Here is a 25269-nt window from a genome sequence, read left to right on the forward strand (position 1 = left end):
AATCGCCTCGGGCCTAACCCCTGTTCGCGTGGAGTCCTTCGGGGTGAGTTCCCTTAGATGACCCTGCGTTCAAGGATCGGGCTAAAAGGATATGGTAAACATCGAGATAACGCCGCGCGTTCAAATGCCAGTCATGGTTGGTTTTTACGTGGGTTAGGCCGTTTTTGCGGTAACCGTCCCAGTCTGCGCGGTTATCGAAAAGGTCAGCGAGCGTTTCAGCGCAGGCCTTGGGATCATCGGGTTCAAACAGAACACCGGTTTCGCCGTGGGTGATGAGCTCGCGGTGCCCGCCGACATTGGACGCAGCCACCAGGCGCTGCTGCGCCATGGCTTCTAGCGGCTTCAATGGAGTGACAAGGTCTGTAAGGCGCGAGTGTTTTCGCGGATAGGCCAGCACATTGATGAGCGAATAATAACGCTCCACCTGATCGTGCGGCACGCGACCTGTAAAGATAACTGATTCGGGCTCGGTTAAGGCTGCGGCTGCAGACCGCCATTCTTTGTCGAGGTTTCCAGCCCCTACAAGCAGGAGCCGCGCGTCTGGGTGTGATTGGCGCAGTATAGGCATCGCTGCGATCAGATCATCGACGCCTTCATAATCGTAAAAGCTGCCGATGTATCCGACCACAGGCGCATCAGGCGAGAGACCGAGGTCTTTTGCGAGAGCAGTATCGCGGGGCGTTGGTTCTCCAAATAGCGTCAAGTCCACGCCATTAGGCATAACGCCAATCTTGCCGCCCGGAATGCCCCGCTTGATCAAATCATCGCGAAGGCCATTGCAAATTGTGAAGACCGCATCGGCGCTCCCTGCGATTTGGGTCTCGAGACTGCGGGTAAGGCGATATTTGAGCGATCCTTCAGAGCCAGTTAGGTTTCCGACGGCTGCATCTTCCCAGAACGCGCGGATTTCGTAGACGAAGGGTATGCCCAATTTGCGTGCGGCCCTCATTGCGCCGCCACCACACAGCGCAGGGGAATGCGCATGGATCACATCGGGACGCCATTCTTTGGCAAGCTCAAGGATCGCGTCCATAAGCGCTGCCATCTCGCGAAACTCAGAAAGGCCAGCGGGGCCTTTGGGAACGCCTTTGGTGCGGTGGAATGTCAAACCATCAAAGGTCTCACACATATCCGTCCATTCCGCCTCATTGTTGTGGCGCTGAGAGGTGATCCCGCGCACTTCCAACCCTGCCGCCTCTTGCGCCTTCAGGATTGCGCGCGTGCGGAAGGTATAGCCGCTGTGAAGCGGCAGCGAATGGTCGAGAACGTGTAATACCCGTGTCATGAGCCGCGTAATAACCGATTGTGCTTAACGCGCCGTCAACCGCCTTAAGGTAACGCTTGGCACATGATCGATTATTTCGCTCTCGCTTTAGGGCATGGCCTCCTCGTGCTCGCATTTATGCGGTTGGTGATGCGCGACAGCCTCGATATCGATCCAGCTATCACTGAGCTGAAAGAAACAGCGGACAAAAAACAGCCTGATCCACGCGGCAAAAGGCGCAGCGCAGCAGTCCAGTCCAAGGCCGAAGAGAGTTCAGCTCAGCCATGATCGATCTCATCTTCCTCGCCTTTATCGGCTTCGTCTTAGCGCTCGGACTAAAGCGTCCCTATTTCTGGGTGCTGCTCTATATCTACATCGACATTTTGGCGCCTCAGAAAATCGGCTACGGCATCATCCAAAGCGTGCCGGTGTCGCTTATCGCCTTTGGTGCGGCATTTGTGGGATGGATACTTTTTGACCGCAAAGAAGGCGCGCGATTCTCTTTGCGGCAGGGGCTACTCCTCGCCCTACTTGTCTGGTGTTTCATCACCCTGCAATTCGCAGACTTCCCGGTAGAAGCGCGGGCCAAATGGGACTGGGTGTGGAAGGCAATGGTCTTTGCCATTTTCTTGCCATTCACCGTCACCACCCGCCAACGCATCGAAGCCCTTGCGCTTACCTTAGTGCTGGCGGTTGGGATGATCGTGATCTCAACCGGCATGAAAACTGTGTTTGGCGGAGGCGGATATGGCTCTCTTAAATTCTTCGTCAAAGACAACAGCGGGATCTACGAAAGCTCCACGCTCGCGACGGTCGCCATTGGGCTCATCCCAGTCATCATGTGGTTCACCCGCTTTGGCACAATTATAAAGCCGCATTGGACAGTAACCGTTTTTGCCGTCGCGCTGTGTTTCGCGTGCTTGATGATCCCCATCGGCACCGAGGCACGCACGGGGCTTGTGTGTATCGCGGCGCTGGGCGTTTTTCTCCTACGCTACACTGAGAAGCGCCTCATGTTCATTGCAGCTGCACCCGTTCTGGGACTGATGGCTCTGCCGTTCTTGCCGCAAAGCTATTACGACCGCATGGCCACTATTGCAGAACCGGGGGGTGATGAAAGCGCGTCAACCCGGATGCAGGTGTGGATGTGGACGATCGACTATGCGAACCAAAACCCTCTTGGAGGCGGGTTTGATAGCTATCGGTCCAACTCCTTCACTTACACGATGCCAGTAAAAGAAGAGAACGGAAACACCACCACGACGCAATACCGCGAAGTGACCGACGAGGCGCGCGCGTTCCACTCATCCTTCTTCGAGCTCTTAGGTGAGCAGGGCTATCCCGGCCTCATCATGTGGCTTCTGCTCCACGGGCTTGGCGTGCTTCAGATGGAGAAGACTTACCGGCGATGGAAAGGCAAAACAGAGGAAAGCGAGGCGTGGATTTCGCCGCTTGCCGCTGCATTGCAGATAGCGAGCCTCATCTATCTGGTGGGCGCCACGTTTCAGGGAATCGGCTATCAGCCAGTGATGCTGATGATCGTGGGGCTTCAGATAGGGCTTTATTCCTACGTCACCCGGCTTGATTCGGCGAAACGGGCTTTGGGCGTGGATCGGGTAACAAAACGCCCTAATTCTCGCGCTCATCGCCGAGCCGGTGGTCGCAAATCATCGGGTGCCGTAACGGCATAGCCCGTACTGGTCAGAACCCCTCGCTTTATCGTTGCGTTTGGCGCTCTCGCCTGCCATTACAGCGGCAACTTAACGTAAACGTAAACCATGCAAGCGTTGCAAGAGCCCCGCTGCTTTAGACAACGCCGCATAAGGGAAGGGAGCCCAACACATGACACCCCAAGATCTCGCGGCCAAAGTTGGCGAAGTCATCGGCACATCCGACTGGGTCGAGATGAGCCAGGAAAAGATCAACATGTTCGCCGATGCGACCGGCGATCATCAGTTCATCCATATCGATGAAGAAAAAGCCAAGATGACCCCGTTCGGCGGCACCATCGCGCACGGCTTTATGACCTTGTCGATGATGCCTTACCTTGGTGCAAACTCAGATATGCCCAAGCTTGATGGCGTCAAAATGGGCGTGAACTATGGCGGCAACAAATGCCGCTTTCTCGCTCCTGTGCGTGCGGGCAAGCGCATTCGCGGCCACTGGAAGCTTCTCGAAATGAACGAGAAACGCCCGGGCCAATGGCAGCAAACTTGCGAAGTTACGATGGAAATCGAAGGCGAAGATACGCCTGCGCTCATCTGCGAGTGGATCACCCTCTACTTCGTTTAAATTCTGGTGAGTCCCCGTGAAGACGGGGACCTCCCTCGACAATTCACCAAGTTTCATGAGATCCCCGCCTACGCGGGGACACCCTCCTCGACTAAAGGACACCCCCAATATGTCACGTGACGCAGTCATCGTCTCCACCGCCCGCACGCCTATTGGCCGCGCATACAAAGGCGGCTTTAACGCAACCCCGGGCGCAACGCTCGGCTCCTTCTCCTTCGCGGCCGCCGTTGAGCGCGCGGGCATTGACGCTGGCGAGATCGACGACGTCGTATGGGGCGCAGTGCTGACCCAAGGCACGCAGGCTGGCAACATCGGTCGCCAAGTCGCGCTTCGCGGTGGCGCACCTGTTTCGGTCGCTGCCCAAACCATTGACCGTCAGTGTTCCTCAGGCCTGATGGCTATCGCCACAGCCGCCAAGCAAGTCATCGTCGATGGCATGGATGTGGTCGTTGGCGGCGGTCAAGACTCGATCTCAATGGTGCAAACCCCTGAGATGCGCGTCGCCCCCGACCCCTCGCTCATCGCTATGCACAAAGACGTTTACATGCCGATGCTCGGCACCGCTGAGACGGTCGCAGCTCGCTACAAAGTGAGCCGCGAGGCGATGGACGAATACGCGCTTCAGTCCCAACAGCGCACGGCGGCTGGCCAAGAGGCTGGCAAGTTCGACGATGAGATCGTGCCTGTCACCACCACCATGATGGTGAAGGACAAGGCAACCGGCGAAGTCAGCCAGCAAGAAGTCACCATCACGAAGGACGAGGGCAACCGTCCGTCTACAACGCTTGAAGGTCTCCAAGGCCTCCAGCCGGTCATGGGTCCGAACATGACGATCACTGCGGGTAACGCTTCGCAGCTTTCCGACGGTTCCTCGGCAAGCGTCCTGATGGAAGCCAAGGTTGCTGAACAAAAGGGTCTTGAGCCGCTTGGCCGTTATGTCGGCATGGCCGTCGCTGGCACGGAGCCTGATGAAATGGGCATTGGCCCTGTTTTCGCTATTCCGAAGCTGCTCAAAGCCAACGGCCTTACCATGGACGATATCGGTCTTTGGGAACTGAACGAAGCGTTTGCTGTGCAGGTGCTTTACTGCCGCGATAAGCTTGGCATCGACAACGACATCCTCAACGTCAACGGCGGCTCGATCTCCATCGGTCACCCCTACGGCATGACGGGCGCGCGTTGCACCGGTCACGCGCTGATCGAAGGCAAGCGTCGCGGCGCGAAATACGCAGTCGTCACCATGTGTGTCGGCGGCGGCATGGGCGCAGCGGGTCTGTTTGAGATCTTCTAAGCGTTTCGACCAGCGACCGTATTAGTCGACCAAAAGCAGCTTTTTGATAACCCCGTTCGGTATGCGTGTATCGGACGGGGTTTTCTTTTGAGGTGTTTATGAGGCGTCTATTTTCCCTTTTTGCAGCTTGCGTGGCTTTGCCGATCGGCTTCGCCCTTGCCGTGCCAGCTCAGGCGAACCCACAGCTTGCCACCATACCGGGCGCGCGGGCCAATATGGGCGTGCTGGACACGCGATCCATCCAGTCGGAAAAGTTCGACTATCCGCACGCGGTCACGATCGGATTGCCGGCGAGCTACAACGTACAACCAGACCGCCGCTATCCGGTTTTGTGGGTGCTGGACGATCCGCTCATGACGCGCAGCGCGATTGCGACGGTCGATCTGCTCGTGAGCGGCAATATGATACCCGAGATGATCGTGATAGGCGTGGGCAGCGCTTCTGAGGAAGGGCTTGCTGGCGTGGGGAGACGAATTGTCGAGTTCTCTCCGCCGGGAAAAGGTTTTGCTGCACCGGGGCTCAATCGCGAGGCATTTCGCAGTGTTGCACCGCTTCCCGACTACCCGCACCGCGCGCCTGATTTCTTAAGCTTTCTCGCCGACGAGCTGCGCCCTGCGCTCGCGTCCGAATTTCGGTTTGCGGATGATCACACCCTTCATGGCCATTCTCTTGGCGGCCTTTTTGCAGGATACACCCTTTTCACGCGTCCTGACCTGTTCGACCGCATGATTATCGGCTCACCGGCAATGTCGAATGTCGATGATGCGGTGTTCAAACTCGAAGACGAATTCGCTCAATCAAACAGCGCGTTGGACGTCGATCTTTTTGTTGGCGCCGGGGGTGAAGAAGGCAATGAGTGGTTCTTGAACGCAGGAGCAATCCTGAGCGGCACGGCGCGGTTTATTGAGAGAATGAACCTGCGCGATTACGATGGATTGACCCTCAAAAGCCGCTTTTATGAAGGTGAGAACCACTACACGGTCGCGCCGCGTATTATGAGCGATGGATTGCGATACTTCTATCGCGAGGATGCCGAAAAGCTTGGTTCAAGCTGGCCGCAAAAGCCCTGATCGGGTGGCGCTCGCGTCGCGAAGCCATTAAGGCAGTGCCATGGGCATCATCGAAATCATCGGCATTGCAGGGAGCGTAAGCCTGCTTTCGGGCTGGCGGCTGTACCTGTGCATCTTTGCAACCGGCCTTGCGATGCGGTTGGAGGCGCTGCCTGTGCCAGAGCATCTCGCCAGCCTCGGTGTGCTCGAAAACCCTTGGGTGATGGGCATCGCCGCGATTGGCGCATTGGCTGAGTTTTTTGCCGACAAGGTGATGTGGCTCGACAGCATTTGGGACACCATCCACACGCTGGTGCGGCCCGTGGGCGGGGCGTTGTTGGCGCTCGCGATTGTCGATCCTTCCGACCCAGCCACCCAAGTGATCGCCTTCCTGCTCGGCGGCGGAGCAAGCTTCTTGGCGCATGGGGGCAAGGCCAGCGCGCGGGCTGTGGTCAACACCTCACCAGAGCCCGTTAGCAATGTTGCGGTTTCCACCGTCGAAGATGTCGCGACCGTTGGCTTGCTCTGGTTCGCCTATGAATACCCTTTCGCTGCTGCCGGGGTTGCGGCGGTTTTGCTGGTGCTGGTGATCGGCCTTCTTTGGATGGCCAAGCGCGTTATCAGCCGGCTGTTCTTCCGAAGCCCTAAGGAAATCCCCGAGGGTTAAGTCGCAGGGCACAGCGCCGTCTTTCTCTCTTGGACGGGAGAAGACAATGGCGCGTTATGATTTCATCGTTTTGGGTGCAGGGCCAGCGGGGCGGCGGGCAGCCATCCAAGCGGCCAAACTAGGCAAATCAGTGGTGGTGGTTGATGACCGCGCCAAGGTCGGCGGTGTATCGGTGCACACCGGAACTATACCGTCAAAGACCTTGCGCGAAACCGCGCTCAACCTCTCTGGTTGGCGAGAGCGCGCCTTCTATGGGCAAGGCTACCGAACCAGAGCCACCATTTGCTCAGATGACCTAGATCAACGCATCGGCAAGACCTTCGATTATGAAGTTGCCGTGCTTGAACACCAGTTCGCTCGTAACGGTGTGCAGACGATTGCTGGGAGCGGGTACTTCAAAGGGCCGAACCAAATTGGGATCAAACGTGACCTTGGTGGGTCTGAGGTCGAAGAGGTGATCGAGGGCGACAAGATCCTCATTTCGGTGGGAACACGCCCCTATCGCCCCTCGCATATCCCTTTCAATTCGACCAACGTCTTCGATTCAGACAGCTTTATCCTCCAGCCGCAAATGCCATCGAGCCTGACAGTGGTGGGCGGGGGCGTCATTGGCCTTGAGTACGCGACGATCTTCAGCGCGCTTGATATTCCTGTGACGCTGATCGAGCCCAATGAGCAGCTCTTGCCCTTTATGGACAAAGAGATCGTCGACCACCTCATCCAATCTATGCGTGAACGCGGCATGGTGCTGCGCCTTGGATGCTCGCTTTCCTACGTCCACTTCAGCGAAAGTGGCGATCCAATTTGCCAGCTTGCCGATGGCCGCTTGATCGGCTCCAAGATGGTGCTCTTTGCCGCGGGGCGCGAAGGTTCAACGTCGAGCCTCAAGGTCGAAGCAGCAGGGCTCAAGATTAAACCCGAGGCGCGCGGGCGATTGGAAGTGGATCGCAAAACCTTCCAAACAAACGTGCCCCACATCTATGCCGCTGGAGACGTCATCGGTTTCCCAAGCCTTGCCTCCACCTCCATGGAGCAGGGCCGCGCCGTTGCATGCCATGCCTTTGGTGAGCCTATCTCGGCAGACGATCAGGCGCCGCCTTACGGTGTGTACGCTGTGCCGGAACTCTCGTCGGTGGGCATGACAGAAGCCGATGCGCGCGACGCGGATGTGCCCTACGAATGCGGCATTGCCCGGTTCAAAGAGACCTCACGTGGGCACATTATGGGTCTAGAAGCAGGCATCCTCAAGCTCATCTGCCACCGCGAAACACGCAAGCTAATAGGGGTGCATGTCGTGGGCGAAGGGGCATCCGAGCTGGTCCATATCGGTCAAGCCGTGCTCAACCTTGGCGGGACAATCGACTATTTTGTCGAGAACAGCTTCAACTACCCGACGCTAGCAGAAGGTTACAAAGTGGCCGCGCTTGATCTATGGAACCGGTTACAGGTTTGCCCTGCCAGCGAAAAAGAAGAGGCTTCTAACCCTAAGCGAGCAAAGCGCATAAAGAAGGCCGCTTAGGGCCACCAATAGTGCACTGACTTCCTATCGCTGCGCCATTCAACTAAGCTCATGGCATATAGACACCGCCGTGTGGGATACCTCGTGTGACGCTCACGAAATGCTTCTTTGGCTTTTTGAAGCCAGACCCACCTTTATTGGCGAGAACATCGCTAAGTTTCATCGTAACGTGATTGCGTGCTCTTGGAAACATGAGCACCTCATCCCTCAAAAAGCGCTTAGGATCGGCCTGATAGGTGCGGAAAAATGGCTGGACGGTAAAATCGATTATGAGGAACTCAACCGGCTGAATTGGCATGCCGAAGCTCAAGCGTTCATTCTCGACTATGCGAGCGAGCCCGATGAGATTGAAGAGATCCGAAAACTCATCGCCGGGATACCTGCGTTAAAAGGTATGCCATTTGATGATGCGAGAGAATTGCTGAAGAAAGCAGCCTATTTCGCTGAGCGCTCGATGATCTTTTCCGGCCTTCGCCCTCGCCCTAGAGCTTGGAAGAGTTCCCTTTTGAGATCTAAATTCTTGTGCCCTGACCTGTTACGGGAGTGGGTTCAGCCTTGAGGCTCCACTCACCCGCCGGCACTCTCTTCGCTGTTGCTTGAGCCGCCTGACCCGGTCGCCATATTGCCATCAAGGCCTTTTACAACAGCGGCTTGCATAGGGCGATTAAGTTTGCCCTTGTCCTCGCTTGGACCAAACAGGCCGCTCACAAATTCGACCACTTGGCCGACAACGCCTTGTTCCTCGACCCGGTTAATTCGAACGGCCTTGCCAGAGGCGACAACCACAAATTCATCGCCGCGAACCAGCACAGCATTGGCGGCGCCGCTGGTTTTGACCACGTCGCCTACCTGAAGCTGAGTGCCCTGTGCGCCGTAAAGCGATTTGTCGCCGCGAAGCACAGAGACCTGACCATCAGCTTCAGAAATGCTCCAGCCGGAGTTTTCGGCTAATGCCGCGCCGCTCACACACAAGGCGGCTGCAACACATATGGCCTTGGAAATCTGGATCATGATTGCCCCTCTTTACTCAATCTAGCATCTGCAAAAAAGGCAATAGGTTCGAGAGTTTACCTTGTGCTTTGAGCTTATGCTTAACGCCAGGTAACCAGAATTAGCCGAGTAAAACGCGCGCTTCGGTATCAATCTGCGCGATAATCTCGCCAGCTTTGGCTGAGCTGCGAATAAGCCCAGTGCCTTCTCCCACGGTTACATGGGCGCGGGTGTAGTCGCGTGACGCAACGCCTTGTTTATAGTCGGCGATTGCACCATTTGGGCTTGCTGTAAGTTCGTCAATCCGGTCTTCCCACTTGCGATGGATCGCATTGCGCAATGCGCGAAAGTCGAAGTGCCTAGGCCAATTCTTCTCGCGCAGAATGTCAAACACTTTGCTTCGCACACTCCCGTCTCCATCCGCTTCCACCGCCTCGGCGATAGCAGCTTCAGGGGCGAGCGATTCATCGCTTGCCCAAAGCCTCGAGCCGACAAGCGCACCATCCGCGCCCAGCATAAGGGCTGCTGCAAGCCCGCGCCCATCAACAATACCGCCTGCCGCAAGCAGCTGGACCTCCGGCGCATTTGCAGCAAGCCAATCAGCGATCTCGGGGACCAGAGTGAATGTGCTTCGCCCATCAATGGCGTTCATTCCATGACCGCCCGCCTCACCGCCTTGGGCAACAATCACGCTAGCGCCTGCACCTACGGCCTGTGGGACCATGGCGAATGTTTGCACCTGGCAAATAAGCGGGATGCCTGCGTCCACGATACGGTTGCCCAAATGGGTCGGGTTACCAAAAGAGAGCATGATCGCGGCGGGTTTTGCAGGGCGGTCGAGAACCCAGTCAAGCGCCGATGCGTCTTCTTCCAGTCTCCATGTGATGAAACCACAGCCAAGCCGAGCTAAGGCGTCTGCGTCATCGCAAAGAGCCATTTCCGCGTGTGTGTACTCGCGCGAAGTCCATTCAAGGTCACCATAAGCACCGCCGACCAAAGCGAGCGTTCCGGCATGCGCGCATGCGCTCGCAAGACCGCCGCCGCTGGCAAAGGCCATGGGGGCCAAAGCAATGGGGGTTGTGAGACCGAAACGCTCAGCAAACCGATTTTTGTCTAGCTTCTCACTCACGCGTGGGCTGCGACAAACTCTTCCACCACAGGCGCGACTTTGGTGCGCCAGCGGCTGCCGTTGAATATCCCGTAGTGCCCAGCGCCTTCAGCCATGAAATAGCGCTTTTTGTCCTCAGCAAGGCCACGTGCAAGCTTCAGCGCCGCCTTGGTCTGGCCAAGTCCCGAGATATCATCGCGTTCCCCCTCGACCGCGAGAAGCGCTGTATCGGTGATCTGAGAAAGGTCCACCACTTCGCCTTTGTGTTCAAAAGTCCCATTGGGAATGGAGTGTTTCTGGAACACTTCCTCGACCGTCTGGAGGTAGAATTCAGCGGTCATGTCGCACACGGCGCGATATTCGTCGTAGAAATCCTTGGTTGCTTGCGCTGAGGCTTCATCACCTGCGGTAAGGTGTTTGAACATCTCATAGTGGCTCATCATGTGGTTTTGCAGGTTCATACTCATGAACGCGGACAACTGCATAAAGCCGGGATAGACCTTACGCCCTGCCCCGCGATATTGCATCGGCACGCTCGCAATGACGGATTGGCGAAACCACTCGATAGGGCGGTTCATCGCGTGATCGTTGACCGTGGTGGGGCTCTCACGCGTATCGATTGGCCCGCCCATCATCGTGAGGGTGGCAGGTGTTGCTGGCGACTTGTGTTGGTTCATCAAAGCGGTCGCGGCAAATGCAGGCACGGAGGGTTGGCACACGGCGAGCATATGCGGACGCTGACCGGGCGTCACTTGTTCAATGTACTCAAGAAAATCGATCAGGTAATCGATGTAATCGTCGAGATCAAAGGAGCCTTCGTGGAGCGGAACGGTCTTCGCATCGGCCCAATCGGTGATGTAGACCTCATGGCTTTGGAGCATGCGCTCAACCGTGCCGCGAAGGAGCGTCGCGAAGTGTCCGCTCATAGGCGCGACAATCAGCATTTTGGGCCGATCATCATCGACACCGTCCAAGCGGAAACGCTTAAGATCGCCAAAAGGCCTGTTCATGACGGTCGCTTCGATCACAGGGAAGACTTGGCCATCCACATCGACCTCGGTGATGCCAAAAGCTGGCTTTGTGTAAGCGGCGGTAGAATGGGCGAGAACATCGAATGCATTTGCGCTCATCGCGCCAAGCGCCGTCTTGCTCCACGGATTGGAGGGGTTGCTCAAGAGTTCAGAGCTCAATGAGGCAACCGTGCTCACGGAATTGAGCCAGCTGCGCTGGAGTTCATAAGCTTTATAAAGCATCGTTGACCCGTCCAAAGGTTGGGGCGCGTGAGTGGGCGTTCTTGTCCGTCACGCGTCGTTGTTTTTTGATCCCAGCCTCTCATTGGCAGAGAATGCTGCATTGCACAATGACTGAGTTTTTGGGGCCTCGCTCAATAATTGTCGCTTTTGCACGTGTAATTTTCGTCCAGCGCGGTTAGGTGGATGCCTGTATGAGCGTGCAAGAGACTGAAATTCCCACGAACGATGACGAGGCGGATGTGGCGACGGAAGCTGCTTCTGAAGCGCCCAAATCGCGTTCACTTGCGCCGCTCAAGATGGTTTACCGCGAGGCGGCGAAATATCCGCGTGAGGTGATTTTCGCACTTATCGCTCTTGGCGTGACGGCTGCGGGCACGCTGGCCATCCCCGCAGCTGTACAACTCATTGTTGACCGTGGTTTTGGTGAGGGCGGCGAGGGCGTTGAACGCTGGTTCCGTTATCTGGGCATGATCGTCGTGGTCATCGCCTTGGGGACGGCCGCTCGCTTCTATTTCGTGAGCTGGATCGGGGAACGTGTGGTCGCCGACGTGCGCCGTAAGGTTCACCGCAATCTGATGCGCTTGTCGCCTGCTTTCTATGAAGAAAATTCACCCAAAGAAATCTCCAGCCGGATGACGTCCGATACGGCGATTATTGAGACGGTTGTGGGCACCACGGTCTCAGTCGCGCTTCGCAATGTCTTTCTTGGCATCGGCGGCACTATTTACCTGTTCTACCTGCTGCCCAGCTTCACAATCTGGCTTGTGGTCGGCATTCCTGTGATGGTCTTACCCATCGTGATCTTTGGCCGCCGTATCCGGAGCATTTCGCGCGATAGCCAAGATCGTGTGGCCGATGTGGGCGCGATGGTAACTGAAGTGCTCTCCGCCATGAAAGTCGTTCAAAGCTTTGGGCAGGAAAGCCGCGAAGCAGACCGCTTTGGCGATGCAGTAGAGCGCACCTTCGACACGGCTCGCAAACGCATAATTTTGCGCGCGGTTATGACCAGCGTGGTGATTTTCGCGCTGTTTGGCTCGATTGTCTTCCTGCTGTGGCGCGGCGCTGTCGCCGTGTCGGTGGGCGATATAACGTCTGGCACTTTGCTAGCCTTCCTTGTGGGGGCGATGTTGGTCGCAGGGGCGTTTGGTGCGCTCACGGAAGTTTACGGAGACCTCTTACGCGGAGCAGGCGCGGCTAGCCGTTTAGCAGAGTTGCTCGAAACTGAGCCCTTGATCGCCCCGCCTGAGCGCCCGGAGCAATTGCCAAGTCCTGCGCGCGGCTCGCTTTCCTTCCGCAATGTGACCTTCCGATACCCCGCTCGGCCCGAGGACACCGCTCTTGATGATTTCAACCTTGAGATCCAGCCCGGCGAAACAATCGCCATTGTAGGCCCCTCCGGCGCAGGCAAATCGACTATCTTCCAATTGGTCGAACGGTTTTATGACCCGCAAGGCGGCACCATACGCTTGGACGGCGTGCCACTGACCAAGGCCGACCCTGCCGATATCCGCGAGCGGCTCGCCTTCGTCCCGCAAGAAGGTGTGCTGTTCAGCGCAAATGCCCGCGATAACCTTCGCTATAGCAATTGGGGGGCGAGTGATGAGGCCATTTGGGAAGCGGCACGCGCGGCCAATGCGGAGGAGTTCTTGCGGGCGCTTCCTCAAGGCCTCGACACTTATCTTGGCGAGGGCGGCACCCAGCTTTCGGGCGGTCAGCGCCAACGCGTGGCGATTGCCCGTGCGCTCCTTCGCGATGCGCCAATTCTGCTGCTAGATGAGGCAACAAGCGCGCTGGATGCACAATCTGAGCAATTGGTGCAGCAAGCCCTAGATGAGCTGATGAAAGACCGCACAACACTTGTGATCGCCCACCGTCTGGCGACCGTGCGCGCGGCCGATAGGATCATTGTGCTCGACCAAGGCGTTATCGCCGAGCAGGGCACTCACGCTGAGCTTTCTGCGGCTGGCGGGCTTTATGCGCGGCTCGCCAAACTCCAATTTGCAGCGGATCAGGCCGCTTAACCGATTGACTTGCGCGCAGCGGCAAGGCCAAAGCTGGCACCCATGTCTTTTCTGCAATTGCTCATCATCGCTGTGGTCCAGGGGATCACCGAGTTCCTGCCGATTTCGTCGTCAGGGCACCTCATTCTGATCTCGGTCTTCAGCGATTTCGAGGACCAGGGCCCGCTGATCGATGTGGCAGTGCATGTGGGCTCGCTACTGGCGATCATCGTCTACTTTTTTAAAGACGTGCTCGTGCTCGCGCGCGGCGGTTTCGCGAGCATTGGGGTAGGTGCCAAGGCCCCGAACGCCCCGGCTGAGAGGCAATTGTTCTGGTGGATTGTGCTTGGAACGATCCCGGCGGTTGCCTTCGGCCTCTCGATCAAGATGGGCCTGTTCAATGGCATCGCCTCAGGGGTGTTCGGGGTTGAGATTGTCGATGATGACCTCATGGCCTCGATCCGCTTCACCGATCTTATCGCCTTTAACCTTATCTTCTATGGCATCCTTTTGGGCCTCGCCGACAAAATCGGCCAAGAGGTCAAAGAGTTCGAAGATATGAGTTGGCGCGACGGGCTTATTGTCGGGATTGCGCAGGCGCTCGCGATCATCCCGGGCACCTCGCGCTCGGGTGTGACCATGACGGCAGCGCGGTTCTTGGGGTACAAAAGGGTTGAGGCGGCGCGCTTCTCCTTCCTCCTCTCGATCCCAGCCGTCGCGGGGGCTGGCGTCCTGATTGTGCCTGAGATATTCGATGCAGGCATGGCGCTCGCGGTGGATGCGCTGATCGCAGGGGTGCTGACCTTTGTGGCGGCCTTTGCGACCATGTATTTCCTTATGAACTTCCTCAAAAAGGCGTCCATGATGGTTTTTGTCATCTACCGGGTGGCTATGGGCGCCGCCCTGCTGTATTTCTTCTAGCCATGGCACTGATCATTCTCATCAACTTAGGCGCGCTGCTCGGCTGGCTTGGCTCCATCGTCTTGCGATTAGAGATACCCGGCGCTGTGCTGCGGATGATGTTGGTTGGCATTGTCGCCAGCCTAATCGCGGGCCTTATTGCCAATGGCGGAACCTTTTTGGGCTCGCTCAGCTTCCTTGGGTTTGGTGCAGCGGTGGGGCTCACTCTGCCAGCTATCGTTGGCTATTACGCCTTCGCAACTCGCGAAGTTTAGGGCGCGGGGTTTAAACCGGATCAGCCCCAGAGCCATTGCCACCGCGAAGGTGGTATTCCTGGGTCCCTCGGTTCACCACATAATCAACGTCAATCACCGCTGAGTTCGCATATGTGAAACCAGGTGCAAGGTTGCGATAAAGCCGGTCAAAATCGCGCTCCACCGTCTGGCGGAAGAGATCATCAAAGCTTTCAATCACGAAGTACGTCGGCTGGAGGTCGCTAATCACATAGTCGGTGCGCATGACCCGGTCGACATTGAGCATAATGCGATTGGGGCTCTTGGCTTCGACAGCAAACTTCGCCTCGGTCGGTCCCGAAAGGATGCCGGCACCGTAGGCGCGAATGCCCTCGGCCTCTTCGATCAGGCCAAACTCGACCGTGTACCAATAAAGCGCGCCTAGCGATTTCAAGCGATTGTAGCGCATCGCTTTCCATCCAGCGCGGCCATATTCCTGCATGTAATCAGCAAACACCGGGTCGGTGAGCATGGGCACATGGCCGAAGACATCGTGGAAGACATCGGGCTCTTGGATGTAGTCGAAGGTCTCTCGCGTGCGGATGAAATTGCCTGCGGGGAAGCGACGATTGGCGAGGTGCCAGAAGAACACGTGATCGGGGATCAACATTGGCACCGGAATGACGCTCCACCCCGTGAGCTTACCCAGCTCTTCGGAAAGTTCTCCAAATTCCGGAATGCCGCCTTTGGATAGATCGAGTTTATCGAGCCCTGCCATAAAGGCGCTCGCGGCGCGGCCGGGAAGCACTTCCATCTGGCGGGCAAATAGGTCGTTCCAAACACTATGGTCTTCGGATGAGTAATCTGTCTGTGCAGGCTCGATCCAGTCCTCGCCGACATGCGCAGGCCTTGCGAGCGGAGCGGTGAACACGTCCGCGTCTAGCTCTGGAAGTGCAGCGTAATCGGTGTCAGGATGAGCTTGTGTGGCCATATAGTATCACATGATACTAAGCGGGCGCGAAGGCAAGAACAATAAGGGGCATCCCATGGCGCTAAAAGGCAAAGAATACCGGAAACTGCTGGAACCCTTGACCGAAGAGCTGGTCGGTATGGCGCGATGGGCCAAGGCAACAGGTGCGCGTATTGTGGTGATCTTTGAGGGCCGGGATACAGCGGGCAAAGGCGGCGCGATCAGAGCGGTGCGCGACAAACTCAACCCGCGCCAATGCCGCACCGTCGCTCTCTCCAAGCCAAGCGAGGAAGAGCAAACACAGTGGTATTTCCAGCGCTATATATCCCATCTTCCTCATGCAGGCGAGATCGTGCTGTTCGACCGGAGCTGGTACAACCGACCCGGAGTCGAGCGAGTGATGGGCTATTGCTCAGAGGAAGAGGCTAAGGCGTTTTTGCAGGTGGCACCCGTCTTCGAAAAGATGCTTACCGATGATGGTATTCTTCTGTTCAAATATTGGCTGACGACCGATCAGGAGCAGCAAGAGGAGCGCCTTAAGGAACGCGGGGAGGACCCGTTAAAGCGCTGGAAATTGTCGCCGGTCGATCTGGCCGCGCGTGAGAAGTACCAAGCCTACACCGATGCGCGTGAGGCGATGCTGAAAGCAACGCACACGGATAACGCGCCGTGGACGCTGGTGGATTTCAACGATCAGAAACGCGGGCGTTTAACGCTAATCCGCGATCTGCTCGACCGGCTGCCTGATACGCATATCGAGCCGCCTGCGATTGAGTTTCCTGAGCTTGGGCATGAGCCTTTGGAAGAGAGCTACGGTGTGATGGAGCCGCTGGAGGACTACCCGATAGATTGACAAATCGCCCCCTTCGATATGATTATGATATCATATTTATATCGAAGGAGGTTATCTATGTCTGACCCGGCTAAAGCCATGACGTCCAGCCGCGAGCACGCAGGCTCTGCCTATAGTGGCTATGTTATGCTGGCGATTTTTGCCGCAATGTCCGTGTTCATCGCCTATCTGATCATAGCAGCAATCCCGCCTGAGAACGCTTCTGACGCTTTGGTCGGCATATTCGTGGGCACACTGACAGTGGGCGTTTTGGTCGTTCTGTTTGGCCTCATCGGCTTTTTCATGATCCAGCCCAATCAGGCAGCGGTCATCACTCTATTTGGCGAATATCGCGGCACAGTGCGCAAAGAGGGTCTGCAATGGGTTTGGCCTTGGATGATCAAGCAAAAGGTGAGCGTGCGCGCCCACAACATCCATTCCGAAGTCGTCAAGATCAACGACCTACGTGGCAATCCGATTGAGGTTGCGTGTAACGTGGTCTGGCGCGTCTCTGACACTGCGCAGGCCGTGTTTGACGTGGATGAGTACAAGGAATTTGTGAATATCCAGATCGAGGCAGGCCTTCGCACTGTTGGCGCGCGTCACCCCTATGACGATATGTCGGATGAGGATGAAACAACCCTTCGTGGCAGCGCCGATGTGATTGCTAATGAGCTGTGCGAGGAACTCAATGAACGCCTCGACGTGGCTGGGATCGTTGTCGATGAGGCGGGCCTTACCCACCTTGCCTATGCCCCTGAAATTGCAGGCGCCATGCTGCGCCGCCAACAGGCTGATGCTGTGATTGCCGCGCGTAAGAAGGTTGTCATAGGTGCCGTATCCATGGTCGAGGATGCTTTGAGCAAGCTGAGCCAAGACGGCATCATCGAACTCGATGATGAGCGCAAAGCCGCCATGGTCTCCAACCTGATGGTGGTCCTATGCGGCGACCGCGAGGCGCATCCTGTGGTGAACACGGGCACGCTTTATCAATAATCCCAGAAACCTATTAATCTAGGCAACCCAAGGAGGCAGCTATGGCTGCACCTTCAGACAAACCCTCGGCAAAAAAAGCATTTGCATTGCGGCTCGATCCGGCGGTTCACGCCGCGATCGAGCGGCTAGCGGGCGCGGAATTGCGCTCTGCCAATGCTCAGATCGAGATGCTCCTGCGCGAGGCGTTGGCCGCGCGCGGGATCGAGGTGGAGCGGACGAAAACACCACGGCGCGGGAGGCCGCCCAAAACAGGGGCACCTAAATCGGATTAAAGCGCGGCACTCGCCTTAGTGATCTGCCGCCCGTCGCTCGCAAAAGCGCCGAGCTCAAAGCCTTCCTCGGCCTTGCGCATGACGAGGTTCAAAGGCTCCCCAGCGATGGCGGGCGATACGCCCCTGAATGCAAAATGCCGCAGACGGTTTTCACCAAGCTCGCTCGCCGCCAATTGGATGAGCAGCGAAGCGGTCAGCGGCCCATGCACGACAAGCCCGCGATAACGCTCAATAGCCTCGGCATAAGGCGCATCATAGTGGATCCGGTGGGTGTTAAATGTCAGCGCTGAATATCGGAACAGCAGCCGTTCATCGGGAACGATAAGGCGGTGGGTGTCCCATTCGCTTGCATCAAAGACCCCTTCGCCAAGCTCTGGCGGACTTAGAGGGGCATCACTGGGTGCAGCCTCGCGGTAAACCAGCGTCTGCGTCTCGCGCACAGACAGAGTGCCATTCGCTTTGGTTTCATGCTCGACATTGACGAAGGCGAGCTTGCCCGAGCCGCCCTCTTTTTCGCTGATAGAGACAACTTTGCTGGTCCGCTCAACCACGGCGCCAATCGCAACGGGAGCGATAAAGCGCACATCGCTCGACGCCCACATGCGTCGCGGCATGGGGAACGGTGGGAGGAAGCTATCGGGGCTTTCATCGCGAGCCGGGTGGCCATCTTCGCCAAGTGCTGACGTGGGAGCATCGGGCGTACACAGGACGAAGTGAATGCCCTGCGGCATGATCCAGCGTTCAGGCACCGCCAAATCAAATGTCGCGCACCACTGTGTCGCCGTTTGCGGTGTCAGCGTGTCGTGGGCCTTTTGCTCGCGGCCGATCCAATCCTCGTAACTCACGCCTTGCTCCTTATTGGGCACGCTCAAACACCGCGGCGATGCCTTGGCCACCCCCAATGCACATTGTCTCCAATCCGTAGCGAGCGCCGCGTCGGTGCATTTCAGCAGCCATATCGGCAAGGATGCGTCCGCCGGTGGCACCAATCGGGTGGCCAAGGCTGATGCCGGAGCCATTGACGTTGAGGATCTCGCGGCGACTGTCGTCCTCGCTCCAGCCCCAGCCTTTGAGGACTGCGAGCACTTGCGGGGCGAAAGCTTCGTTGACTTCGACAAGGTCGATATCATCCCAAGAGTATCCGCGGCGTTCGAACAGCCTTTCAGTCGCTGGCACCGGCCCGATGCCCATGCGCGAGGGATCGCAGCCTGCCGCTGCCCACCCGCCGAACCAGAGCGATGGGGTGAGGCCGAGTTCTTCGAGCTTGTCCTCAGCGACCACAAGACACGCGGCGGCGGCATCGTTTTGCTGACTGGCATTGCCTGCTGTGACGATGGCTTCGGGATCGCGCTTGCCATCGATTGCGCGAAGCTTGCCGAGCGTTTCCATAGAAGCGTCTGCGCGGTAGCCTTCGTCCTTCGCAAACGTCACAGGATCGCCCCGCCTCTGGGGAACATCGACGCTCACAAGATGATCGTCAAACTTGCCCACTTCCCATGCGGCAGCCGCATTCTGGTGCGAGCGTACAGCATAGGCGTCGGCTTCTTCGCGGGTGATATTGTAGTCTTTGGCGAGGTTTTCGGCGGTTTCAATCATACCAGTGATGACCCCGAAGCGTTCAATCGGCTGGCTCATAAGCCGTCCGCGCGAAAGCCGATCATGCAGCGTGATATCGCCCATACGAGCGCCCCCACGCCCGGCAAGCGTATAGTGCTCCACATTGGACATGCTCTCGCACCCGCCAGCGACCACAACGTCGGCCATGCCGGTTTCCACCATCATTGCAGCGTTTGCGACCGCTTGAAGGCCGGAGCCACATCGGCGATCGAGTTGGTAACCGGGCACTTCAAGCGGTAGGCCAGCCGCAAGCCATGACCAGTGGCCAATCGCTGGGGCTTCAGCGTTGCCGTATCCTTGAGAGAAGACGACATCATCGACGCGTGTCGGATCGACGCCGGAACGCTCAACGAGCGCTTTCAAAATGATCGCGCCAAGCTCGCCTGCGTTAAGGCTCGAGAGGCCACCAAGGAATTTCCCAACCGGTGTGCGCAAAGGTGAAACAATAGCGGCGCGTCTGGTCATTAGCGATTCCTGTAATCGGCGTTTTTATCGGACGGGGCGACAGTGCCAGCGTCGATCAGTTTGGCGATTGTGCCAGAGGAGAGGCCGAGCTTGTCGGCTAGGACCTCTTCAGAATGCTGTCCAAGGAAAGGCGCAGGTGCGGGGTCTCCGACTTCATGGGCAGGCATATTCGCAAAGCTGCGTGTCGCCGGATACTCAAAACCCGACGGGTTCGCAGGTGAAGGTCCGAAGAGCGGGTTGTTATCGACGAGCACCGGATCGAGCGAGGCCTCATGGTGCGAGCGGTACTTCTCAAACGTCGCACCTTCAGCGGCCATACGCCCGGAAAGTGTTTCGTAGTCGAAGCCGTCTGCTGCCGCTTGGAAAAGGTCAAACAGGCGATGCCGGTTTTCAAAGCGCGGGCGGTCCCCTGCATTGAAGTCTACGCCCAACTCGCTCTCAAGCGCCGCAATCCCATCTGCCACATCGAATGCGGCAACCAGCCCGGTCCACTGCTTCGGCGTAAGCGCGGCCACCATAAACCGCGTCCCGCATTTGGTCTGAAAATCGCGCCCGAACGCTCCCCAGATCGCGTTACCGAGACGCTCACGGTCAGAGCCGCGATAGAGCATTTCCGCCATGGTGCCTGAATTCGCCATCGTCCCAATTGCCACATCGCCCAGAGGCACGCGCACCTCAGCGCCTTGGCCTGTAGCGGTGCGATTGTGCAGCGCTGTCATAAGGGCGAAGGCGGAGTATGCGCCTGTGATGAAATCCCAAGCAGGGAGCGGCTGGCTCACAGGCGGTGCCGTCGCAGCATCCCACTCTTCCGGTCCCGTCATCAGCGGATAGCCTGCTGCTGCATTGACGGTGAAATCCATCGCCTGACGACCATCGTGCCAGCCCATGATGCGCACGCTCACCATGTCACCGCGCTTCGCTTCCATCGCAGCGTGGCTGAGGAAACTCTTCTCCGGCAAGTTTGTGATGCACTGTCCGGTCTTAGCCGCAAGTTCAACGCACAGCTCGCGTCCCTCGCCAGAGCGCAGGTCCAAAGCGACAGATTTCTTCGCGCGGTTGAGGTTCTCCCACGAAAGCGAGCGGCCCTCTTCGGTGAGCATATAGCGGTCGTAATCAAGCCCGCCTGCCTTGTGATCGACCCGTATGACCTCAGCGCCCATTTGCGCGCAGTAGAGGCCGGCGGTGGGCGAGGCGACGAAGCTGGAGACTTCGACTATGGATAGGTTGTTGAGTAGTTTATACATATGGTTCTCAGCCTACCCCCAACCCCTCCCGGATGCGGGAGGGGAGCGAGACTTAGCAAGCCGGAGGCGCGCTTAGTCGCAGCGGGGTGGGCATTGTTCTCCCTTACCCGTTCAGCGCCTGCCATTCCCTCAGCATATGCTTAGCGATCTGGAGCTGAAGGATTTGCGTTGTGCCTTCATAGATGCGGTAAATGCGCGCATCGCGGTAGAAGCGTTCCGCGTCATATTCGGCGAGGTATCCCGCGCCGCCATAGACTTGAACCACACGGTCGACGACCCGCCCGCACATTTCCGATGAGAAGACTTTGAAGGCAGCGGCTTTGATCAGGATGTTCTCTCCGCGATCTGCTCGCTCGGTCACATCCTTCATCATCGCTTCAGCCGCATAGATCTCAATCTCGCTGTCAGCGAGCATCTGCTGGATCAGCTGAAAGTTCGCAATCGGCTCACCAAAGGCCTTGCGCTCATTGGCATAACGGATCGCGCTGTCGAGAGCGCGGCGCGCATAGCCAGCCGCCGTTGCGCCTACAGAAATGCGCCCATTGTCCAAGCTCTGCATTGCAAAGCGGAAACCTTTGCCGGTTTCGCCGCCCAATAGTGCCTCACCGGGTACTTCCACATCATCGAGCATAATATCCGAGATATGGCTGCCTGATTGGCCCATCTTCTTGTCTGGCGAGCCAGTTGAAACACCGGGCGCATTCATCGGCACCAAAAACGCACTCACATGAGCATTTTTGGGCAAATTCTCTTTTTCAGTGCGCGCCATGATCAGCGCAACATCGGCATGGGGCGCATTGGTAATGTAGCGCTTTGAGCCATTAAGGACCCAGCCATTGCCATCTGCGCTTGGCCGCGCGGTCGTTTGAAGGCCCGCACTGTCCGAACCCGATCCCGGCTCTGTCAGGCCAAAACACGCAATCTTGCCCTCTGCGAGTTTCGGATACCATTCGGCACGCTGCGCCTCGGTTGCGCCGTTCTTAAGCGCGCTTGCAAACATGCCAACATTGATCGAAAAGATCGATCGGTACGCGGGCGCTGCATAAGCCATGATGTTCACAGTGCGCGCATATTGGCGCATATTGAGGCCAGCACCGCCATATTCTTCGGGCACGGAGAGGCCAAACAGGCCCATCTCGCGCATTTCATCAACGATATCGGCGGGCACAGCATCGTTCGCGATCACGTCCGCTTCGGCAGGGATGAGCCGTTCGCGAACATAGCGCTCAAGCTGCTCGGCGAACTGCTCGAAAATCTCTTCATCCATGCCCGGATTGAAATTAGACTGCGGTGCGTTCATTCGCCCTCTTCCTCTCCCGACGTCGCCTCTTGTGGGGGCGCAGCAGTTGAGACGGCGCCTTCAGGAAGTCGCCGCTCGTCTAGCATCTCGGCGGCCTCATCAAGCGCCTGCGCTTCGTCCACGCTAACCGAGCCCGGAGCGTCCGCCCCGCCTGATCCGCAGGCGGAGAGGAGCAATCCAGTTGTTGCACATACGGCTAAGCCCCAGCGCTTTGCTGCCATAGCTTAGTCGATCTCTTCTGAAATCGCCGCAGCGGCGGCTTCAGCTGCATCGGCAGCATCTGTGGCTTCGGAAGCCGCAGCCTCAGCCGCAGCCACAGCATCGGCGGCAACCGCTTCGGCGGCTGCAGCGGCTTCTTGCGTGGTTTCAAGGCTTGGCGCGGTGTCAGCGGGATCCACATCCTCAAGGGCCTCTGGATCAGCCACTGGCTCCTCAACAATCGGCTCCAGCGCTTCATCCGCTGGCATTTCAACCGTATCGGGCATCGCTTCGGTTGATGCGTCATCAGTGCTGCCACAAGCTGCGAGGCCAAGGCTTCCTAGAGCTACGAAAAGTGCGACTTTCTTCATGGGGGGTCCTCCTCAAATTATCCCAAACGTGTCGAACAAGGGTGTAGCGGGCAGAGCGGCGTTAAGCCAAGCCCCAATTGGTGGACCGAAACGAGACAGTACCGATTTGCTGGCTCCCGCTTGGGCCTTTTGCCCGATATGCCGGGTCTCATGAGAAGCTACCTGACACCGTCCGCCCGTCCTCTCCCGGTCCGCATCGCTAATGCGTTCGACCATGCGTTCTTCTTTGCTGTGCTGCTCTTGGCTGCTTTCCTTTTCGCAGGAACAGCCGCCAATGCGCAGAACGCTGGGGCCTTTACGATCAAAGAGAACGGACGCAGCTTTGCAACGCTTCAAGACGCGGTGAACGCGATTGGTGAGCGACGCGGGACGATTGAGATTTCGCCAGGAACCTATCGCCAATGCGCAGTGCAAACCCAAGGCGTTGTGATCTATGCCGCCCGCGAGGCAGGCACAGTCACATTCGACCGCCGCGCTTGCGAGGGCAAGGCGGCTCTGGTTCTACGAGGACTTGGCGCAGAAGTACGCGGGATCACTTTCACCAATATGGCCGTGGGTGATGGCAATGGCGCCGGCATCCGCCTTGAAAAAGGCGTCCTCAATGTCGCCTACTCGCGCTTTATAAACTCGCAGCAGGGCATTCTTACCGCCGATAACCCTACGGGCCGCATCTACATCTTGCGCTCAACCTTTAGTGGGCTTGGCACCTGCGAGAATTCCGCAGGGTGCGCACATTCGCTTTACATCGGCAATTATGGCTCGCTCACCGTAAAAGAGAGCCGTTTTGAGAAAGGTCGTGGAGGCCACTATGTCAAAGCGCGTACGGCCAATGTCGTGCTCGAAGACAACAGTTTCGACGATTCTCAAGGGACCGGCACGAACTACATGATCGACCTGCCCGCGGGCAGCAAAGGGACCATTGCAAACAATTGGTTCGTCCAAGGCAAAGACAAAGAGAACTACTCCGCCTTTATCGCTCTTGGCGCTGAGAGTGTGCTGCACGACCCCGATGGTTTGGTGGTCAAAGACAACACCGCGCGCTTTGTCCCCGGCCTCAACCGTGCAAGCGTTTTTCTGGCGGATTGGACCAATTCGCGGGTGGTGATGAGCGGGAACAGCTTGGCGCGTGGGTTGACGAAGTACGAGCTGCGATAACTTGCGAAGTCGCCCAATGCTGATAGCCTCGCCCACATGAAATCAGCCTGGGCTACCGTTCTTTCGATCTTTGCGCTTTGCGCGGCTGCAATCGCTTTTGTTGCGCCGGAGCCGTTGTGTGCTGACAGTTGGGCAGAACCAACCCAAAAAACCTACCAATCCGAATGTGGTAACTTTCGCCTGATTGTCGATCCAGCGCCTCAGGCTAAGGTCGATGTGTATTTTGACAGCCTTCGCACCGATTCTTCTTCGGAGCAGCCACACGCAAACGCAAGGCTACAAACTCGCAACCAAAGCGGTGTTTGGGAGAAAATTTGGCAGTCTCATCTGGAAAATGTGATCGCTCCAACCTCAGCCTTGGTTAGCGATGATGGCAAATATGTGGTCACTTTCGACAATTGGTATTCGACCGGGCATGGCGAAAACGTTCTGGTGATTTACCGTCGGGATGGCTCGCTTGTACGATCAATGGAACTCACCGACATTGTGCCGCGCTATTACAAGGACACGCTCCCCCATTCTGTGAGCTCAGTCAACTGGCTCGCAGATGCGCGGTTTACCGATGCCGACGAAGCGATCGTTCTCGAAATATTGGGAACCATTTCTCATTTCGACGCGAGTGACGAGAACACAGCAGCCCTCAAGATTGACCTGGAAAGCGGTCAGATCGTCGCACGACGAGAGCCTCACTGGTCAAGAGCACTCAGCAAGGCGCGAGAACTTGCACTGGAACAAGTGGAATACAGTATTGAGCGTCAGCTCATGCTGCGCAATCCGATCACCGCACCTGAAAGTTGCGAGGTTTGGCGTTGGCGCGATTATCTTCCTGAAGCATCAGCAAGGGTGGACGGAGGCGAAGCAGAATATGTCTCGAAGACCGTGCTTTTGCCATTCGGCGCGGAGGATCACAAACGCACTTTTGTGAATTTTAAGACCTTCACAACCGATCTTAGCGGGTCGAATGACCACAGAGCAGTCGCAGCGCCATGCGCGCCTGGTGTGCTTGTCGCGATGGCGCGCGAAATTGCCGAGAAAGCCGATGGTGAAGCAGTATCTGAGCCTTATTCGAATGTAACTCTCTACATTTCGGCGCAAAAGGGCGTTTATGAGAAAGTTGCCGCCCTCTTGTCAGCCACCGGCATGAAGCTGGTCTGGCTGGACCCCAATCGGCCTATTCCGCAAATCCCGGCAAGAATGCCCGATAATCTGACACGCATTGCGGAGCTGAGGGATTATAAAAGAGAGATAGAGGCGCAGATCAACGCAGCGAAGACGAAATAGCC

27 protein-coding genes are annotated in these 25269 nt (G+C 57.3%); 16 read left to right on the plus strand and 11 right to left on the minus strand.

Features of this window, described 5'->3' with window-relative positions:
* Positions 1–13: 13 nt before the first annotated feature.
* Complete coding sequence (locus tag AC0V61_RS06000) at positions 14–1285, minus strand: TIGR04063 family PEP-CTERM/XrtA system glycosyltransferase (RefSeq protein WP_486156359.1); 1272 nt, start codon at positions 1283–1285, stop codon at positions 14–16.
* A 63-nt stretch (positions 1286–1348) separates the two neighbouring features.
* Between AC0V61_RS06000 and AC0V61_RS06005 the strand changes: the two genes are divergently transcribed.
* The 8 genes from AC0V61_RS06005 (at position 1349) to AC0V61_RS06040 (ending at position 8641) form a co-directional block, all read left to right on the plus strand.
* On the plus strand, positions 1349–1552 hold the full coding sequence (locus AC0V61_RS06005; protein ID WP_486156360.1) for a hypothetical protein: 204 nt from the start codon (positions 1349–1351) through the stop codon (positions 1550–1552).
* Positions 1549–2955, plus strand: a complete 1407-nt coding sequence (locus tag AC0V61_RS06010; RefSeq protein ID WP_486156361.1) for a DUF5935 domain-containing protein — start codon at positions 1549–1551, stop codon at positions 2953–2955. Before AC0V61_RS06005 ends, AC0V61_RS06010 begins: the two co-directional genes overlap by 4 nt.
* A 151-nt stretch (positions 2956–3106) precedes the next feature.
* The gene (locus tag AC0V61_RS06015) at positions 3107–3556 is read left to right on the plus strand and encodes a MaoC family dehydratase (RefSeq protein ID WP_486156362.1); all 450 of its coding nucleotides are present in this window, start codon (positions 3107–3109) and stop codon (positions 3554–3556) included.
* A 109-nt stretch (positions 3557–3665) separates the two neighbouring features.
* Positions 3666–4847, plus strand: a complete 1182-nt coding sequence (locus tag AC0V61_RS06020; RefSeq protein ID WP_486156363.1) for an acetyl-CoA C-acyltransferase — start codon at positions 3666–3668, stop codon at positions 4845–4847.
* A gap of 131 nt (positions 4848–4978) precedes the next feature.
* Positions 4979–5917, plus strand: a complete 939-nt coding sequence (locus tag AC0V61_RS06025) for an alpha/beta hydrolase (protein WP_486156364.1) — start codon at positions 4979–4981, stop codon at positions 5915–5917.
* Positions 5918–5957: 40 nt separating this feature from the next.
* Entirely contained in the window at positions 5958–6563 is a 606-nt protein-coding gene (locus AC0V61_RS06030) for a DUF4126 domain-containing protein (protein WP_486156365.1), read from the plus strand.
* A gap of 46 nt (positions 6564–6609) precedes the next feature.
* Positions 6610–8082: a Si-specific NAD(P)(+) transhydrogenase gene (sthA, locus tag AC0V61_RS06035; RefSeq protein ID WP_486156366.1), complete on the plus strand. Its 1473-nt coding sequence runs from the start codon at positions 6610–6612 to the stop codon at positions 8080–8082.
* A 100-nt stretch (positions 8083–8182) separates the two neighbouring features.
* Positions 8183–8641, plus strand: coding sequence for a hypothetical protein (locus AC0V61_RS06040; RefSeq protein WP_486156367.1), 459 nt, complete (start codon positions 8183–8185; stop codon positions 8639–8641).
* Positions 8642–8649: 8 nt separating this feature from the next.
* Here the strand turns inward: AC0V61_RS06040 and AC0V61_RS06045 are convergent, their stop codons facing one another.
* The 3 genes from AC0V61_RS06045 to AC0V61_RS06055 form a co-directional block, all read right to left on the minus strand.
* Positions 8650–9093, minus strand: a complete 444-nt coding sequence (locus AC0V61_RS06045; RefSeq protein WP_486156368.1) for a hypothetical protein — start codon at positions 9091–9093, stop codon at positions 8650–8652.
* 100 nt (positions 9094–9193) lie between these two features.
* Entirely contained in the window at positions 9194–10201 is a 1008-nt protein-coding gene (locus tag AC0V61_RS06050; RefSeq protein WP_486156369.1) for an NAD(P)H-dependent flavin oxidoreductase, read from the minus strand.
* Positions 10198–11433, minus strand: coding sequence for a polyhydroxyalkanoate depolymerase (locus AC0V61_RS06055; RefSeq protein WP_486156370.1), 1236 nt, complete (start codon positions 11431–11433; stop codon positions 10198–10200). The genes AC0V61_RS06050 and AC0V61_RS06055 overlap by 4 nt, the downstream gene beginning before the upstream one ends.
* A gap of 191 nt (positions 11434–11624) precedes the next feature.
* Here AC0V61_RS06055 and AC0V61_RS06060 point away from each other — a divergent pair, with 191 nt between their 5' ends.
* From AC0V61_RS06060 to AC0V61_RS06070, 3 genes are read left to right on the plus strand one after another with little or no spacing between them, the layout of a single operon-like run.
* Positions 11625–13454, plus strand: coding sequence for an ABC transporter transmembrane domain-containing protein (locus tag AC0V61_RS06060; RefSeq protein WP_486156371.1), 1830 nt, complete (start codon positions 11625–11627; stop codon positions 13452–13454).
* Between the two features lie 42 nt (positions 13455–13496).
* Positions 13497–14354 (plus strand): undecaprenyl-diphosphate phosphatase, encoded by an 858-nt coding sequence (locus AC0V61_RS06065; protein WP_486156372.1) that lies wholly within the window; start codon positions 13497–13499, stop codon positions 14352–14354.
* Between the two features lie 2 nt (positions 14355–14356).
* Positions 14357–14608 (plus strand): hypothetical protein, encoded by a 252-nt coding sequence (locus AC0V61_RS06070; RefSeq protein ID WP_486156373.1) that lies wholly within the window; start codon positions 14357–14359, stop codon positions 14606–14608.
* Between the two features lie 10 nt (positions 14609–14618).
* Here AC0V61_RS06070 and phhA read toward each other — a convergent pair whose 3' ends face one another.
* Positions 14619–15557, minus strand: coding sequence for a phenylalanine 4-monooxygenase (gene phhA / locus AC0V61_RS06075; protein ID WP_486156374.1), 939 nt, complete (start codon positions 15555–15557; stop codon positions 14619–14621).
* A 55-nt stretch (positions 15558–15612) separates the two neighbouring features.
* Between phhA and ppk2 the strand changes: the two genes are divergently transcribed.
* From ppk2 to AC0V61_RS06090, 3 genes are read left to right on the plus strand one after another with little or no spacing between them, the layout of a single operon-like run.
* Entirely contained in the window at positions 15613–16389 is a 777-nt protein-coding gene (gene ppk2 / locus AC0V61_RS06080; RefSeq protein WP_486156375.1) for a polyphosphate kinase 2, read from the plus strand.
* A 57-nt stretch (positions 16390–16446) separates the two neighbouring features.
* A complete protein-coding gene (locus tag AC0V61_RS06085) occupies positions 16447–17364 on the plus strand; it encodes an SPFH domain-containing protein (RefSeq protein ID WP_486156376.1) in 918 nt (305 codons plus the stop codon).
* Positions 17365–17405: 41 nt separating this feature from the next.
* Positions 17406–17636: a type II toxin-antitoxin system antitoxin gene (locus tag AC0V61_RS06090; protein ID WP_486156377.1), complete on the plus strand. Its 231-nt coding sequence runs from the start codon at positions 17406–17408 to the stop codon at positions 17634–17636.
* On the opposite strand, the gene AC0V61_RS06095 is transcribed toward AC0V61_RS06090, so the two are convergent.
* The 6 genes from AC0V61_RS06095 to AC0V61_RS06120 form a co-directional block, all read right to left on the minus strand.
* The gene (locus tag AC0V61_RS06095; protein WP_486156378.1) at positions 17633–18481 is read right to left on the minus strand and encodes an HTD2 family dehydratase; all 849 of its coding nucleotides are present in this window, start codon (positions 18479–18481) and stop codon (positions 17633–17635) included. The genes AC0V61_RS06090 and AC0V61_RS06095 overlap by 4 nt on opposite strands.
* A gap of 10 nt (positions 18482–18491) precedes the next feature.
* A complete protein-coding gene (locus AC0V61_RS06100) occupies positions 18492–19718 on the minus strand; it encodes an acetyl-CoA C-acetyltransferase (RefSeq protein WP_486156379.1) in 1227 nt (408 codons plus the stop codon).
* Complete coding sequence (locus AC0V61_RS06105) at positions 19718–20962, minus strand: CoA transferase (protein ID WP_486156380.1); 1245 nt, start codon at positions 20960–20962, stop codon at positions 19718–19720. The genes AC0V61_RS06100 and AC0V61_RS06105 overlap by 1 nt, the downstream gene beginning before the upstream one ends.
* Positions 20963–21065: 103 nt before the next feature.
* The gene (locus AC0V61_RS06110) at positions 21066–22262 is read right to left on the minus strand and encodes an acyl-CoA dehydrogenase family protein (protein ID WP_486156381.1); all 1197 of its coding nucleotides are present in this window, start codon (positions 22260–22262) and stop codon (positions 21066–21068) included.
* A complete protein-coding gene (locus AC0V61_RS06115; protein ID WP_486156382.1) occupies positions 22259–22483 on the minus strand; it encodes a hypothetical protein in 225 nt (74 codons plus the stop codon). The genes AC0V61_RS06110 and AC0V61_RS06115 overlap by 4 nt, the downstream gene beginning before the upstream one ends.
* Before the next feature lie 3 nt (positions 22484–22486).
* Positions 22487–22831, minus strand: a complete 345-nt coding sequence (locus AC0V61_RS06120) for a hypothetical protein (protein ID WP_486156383.1) — start codon at positions 22829–22831, stop codon at positions 22487–22489.
* Positions 22832–22981: 150 nt separating this feature from the next.
* On the opposite strand from AC0V61_RS06120, the gene AC0V61_RS06125 reads away from it, so the two are divergent.
* A complete protein-coding gene (locus AC0V61_RS06125) occupies positions 22982–23986 on the plus strand; it encodes a right-handed parallel beta-helix repeat-containing protein (protein WP_486156384.1) in 1005 nt (334 codons plus the stop codon).
* Positions 23987–24022: 36 nt separating this feature from the next.
* A complete protein-coding gene (locus AC0V61_RS06130) occupies positions 24023–25267 on the plus strand; it encodes a hypothetical protein (protein ID WP_486156385.1) in 1245 nt (414 codons plus the stop codon).
* The last annotated feature ends 2 nt before the right edge of the window (positions 25268–25269 follow it).

This window comes from Erythrobacter sp. JB1-4 (assembly GCF_057365025.1).

Coding starts and splice junctions, on each gene's coding strand:
- AC0V61_RS06000 (WP_486156359.1), bottom strand. CDS start 1,285: ATGACACGGGTATTACACGTTCTCGACCATTCGCTGCCGCTTCACAGC.
- AC0V61_RS06005 (WP_486156360.1), top strand. CDS start 1,349: ATGATCGATTATTTCGCTCTCGCTTTAGGGCATGGCCTCCTCGTGCTC.
- AC0V61_RS06010 (WP_486156361.1), top strand. CDS start 1,549: ATGATCGATCTCATCTTCCTCGCCTTTATCGGCTTCGTCTTAGCGCTC.
- AC0V61_RS06015 (WP_486156362.1), top strand. CDS start 3,107: ATGACACCCCAAGATCTCGCGGCCAAAGTTGGCGAAGTCATCGGCACA.
- AC0V61_RS06020 (WP_486156363.1), top strand. CDS start 3,666: ATGTCACGTGACGCAGTCATCGTCTCCACCGCCCGCACGCCTATTGGC.
- AC0V61_RS06030 (WP_486156365.1), top strand. CDS start 5,958: ATGGGCATCATCGAAATCATCGGCATTGCAGGGAGCGTAAGCCTGCTT.
- sthA (WP_486156366.1), top strand. CDS start 6,610: ATGGCGCGTTATGATTTCATCGTTTTGGGTGCAGGGCCAGCGGGGCGG.
- AC0V61_RS06040 (WP_486156367.1), top strand. CDS start 8,183: ATGCTTCTTTGGCTTTTTGAAGCCAGACCCACCTTTATTGGCGAGAAC.
- AC0V61_RS06045 (WP_486156368.1), bottom strand. CDS start 9,093: ATGATCCAGATTTCCAAGGCCATATGTGTTGCAGCCGCCTTGTGTGTG.
- AC0V61_RS06055 (WP_486156370.1), bottom strand. CDS start 11,433: ATGCTTTATAAAGCTTATGAACTCCAGCGCAGCTGGCTCAATTCCGTG.
- AC0V61_RS06060 (WP_486156371.1), top strand. CDS start 11,625: ATGAGCGTGCAAGAGACTGAAATTCCCACGAACGATGACGAGGCGGAT.
- AC0V61_RS06065 (WP_486156372.1), top strand. CDS start 13,497: ATGTCTTTTCTGCAATTGCTCATCATCGCTGTGGTCCAGGGGATCACC.
- AC0V61_RS06070 (WP_486156373.1), top strand. CDS start 14,357: ATGGCACTGATCATTCTCATCAACTTAGGCGCGCTGCTCGGCTGGCTT.
- phhA (WP_486156374.1), bottom strand. CDS start 15,557: ATGGCCACACAAGCTCATCCTGACACCGATTACGCTGCACTTCCAGAG.
- ppk2 (WP_486156375.1), top strand. CDS start 15,613: ATGGCGCTAAAAGGCAAAGAATACCGGAAACTGCTGGAACCCTTGACC.
- AC0V61_RS06085 (WP_486156376.1), top strand. CDS start 16,447: ATGTCTGACCCGGCTAAAGCCATGACGTCCAGCCGCGAGCACGCAGGC.
- AC0V61_RS06090 (WP_486156377.1), top strand. CDS start 17,406: ATGGCTGCACCTTCAGACAAACCCTCGGCAAAAAAAGCATTTGCATTG.
- AC0V61_RS06100 (WP_486156379.1), bottom strand. CDS start 19,718: ATGACCAGACGCGCCGCTATTGTTTCACCTTTGCGCACACCGGTTGGG.
- AC0V61_RS06105 (WP_486156380.1), bottom strand. CDS start 20,962: ATGTATAAACTACTCAACAACCTATCCATAGTCGAAGTCTCCAGCTTC.
- AC0V61_RS06110 (WP_486156381.1), bottom strand. CDS start 22,262: ATGAACGCACCGCAGTCTAATTTCAATCCGGGCATGGATGAAGAGATT.
- AC0V61_RS06115 (WP_486156382.1), bottom strand. CDS start 22,483: ATGGCAGCAAAGCGCTGGGGCTTAGCCGTATGTGCAACAACTGGATTG.
- AC0V61_RS06120 (WP_486156383.1), bottom strand. CDS start 22,831: ATGAAGAAAGTCGCACTTTTCGTAGCTCTAGGAAGCCTTGGCCTCGCA.
- AC0V61_RS06125 (WP_486156384.1), top strand. CDS start 22,982: ATGAGAAGCTACCTGACACCGTCCGCCCGTCCTCTCCCGGTCCGCATC.
- AC0V61_RS06130 (WP_486156385.1), top strand. CDS start 24,023: ATGAAATCAGCCTGGGCTACCGTTCTTTCGATCTTTGCGCTTTGCGCG.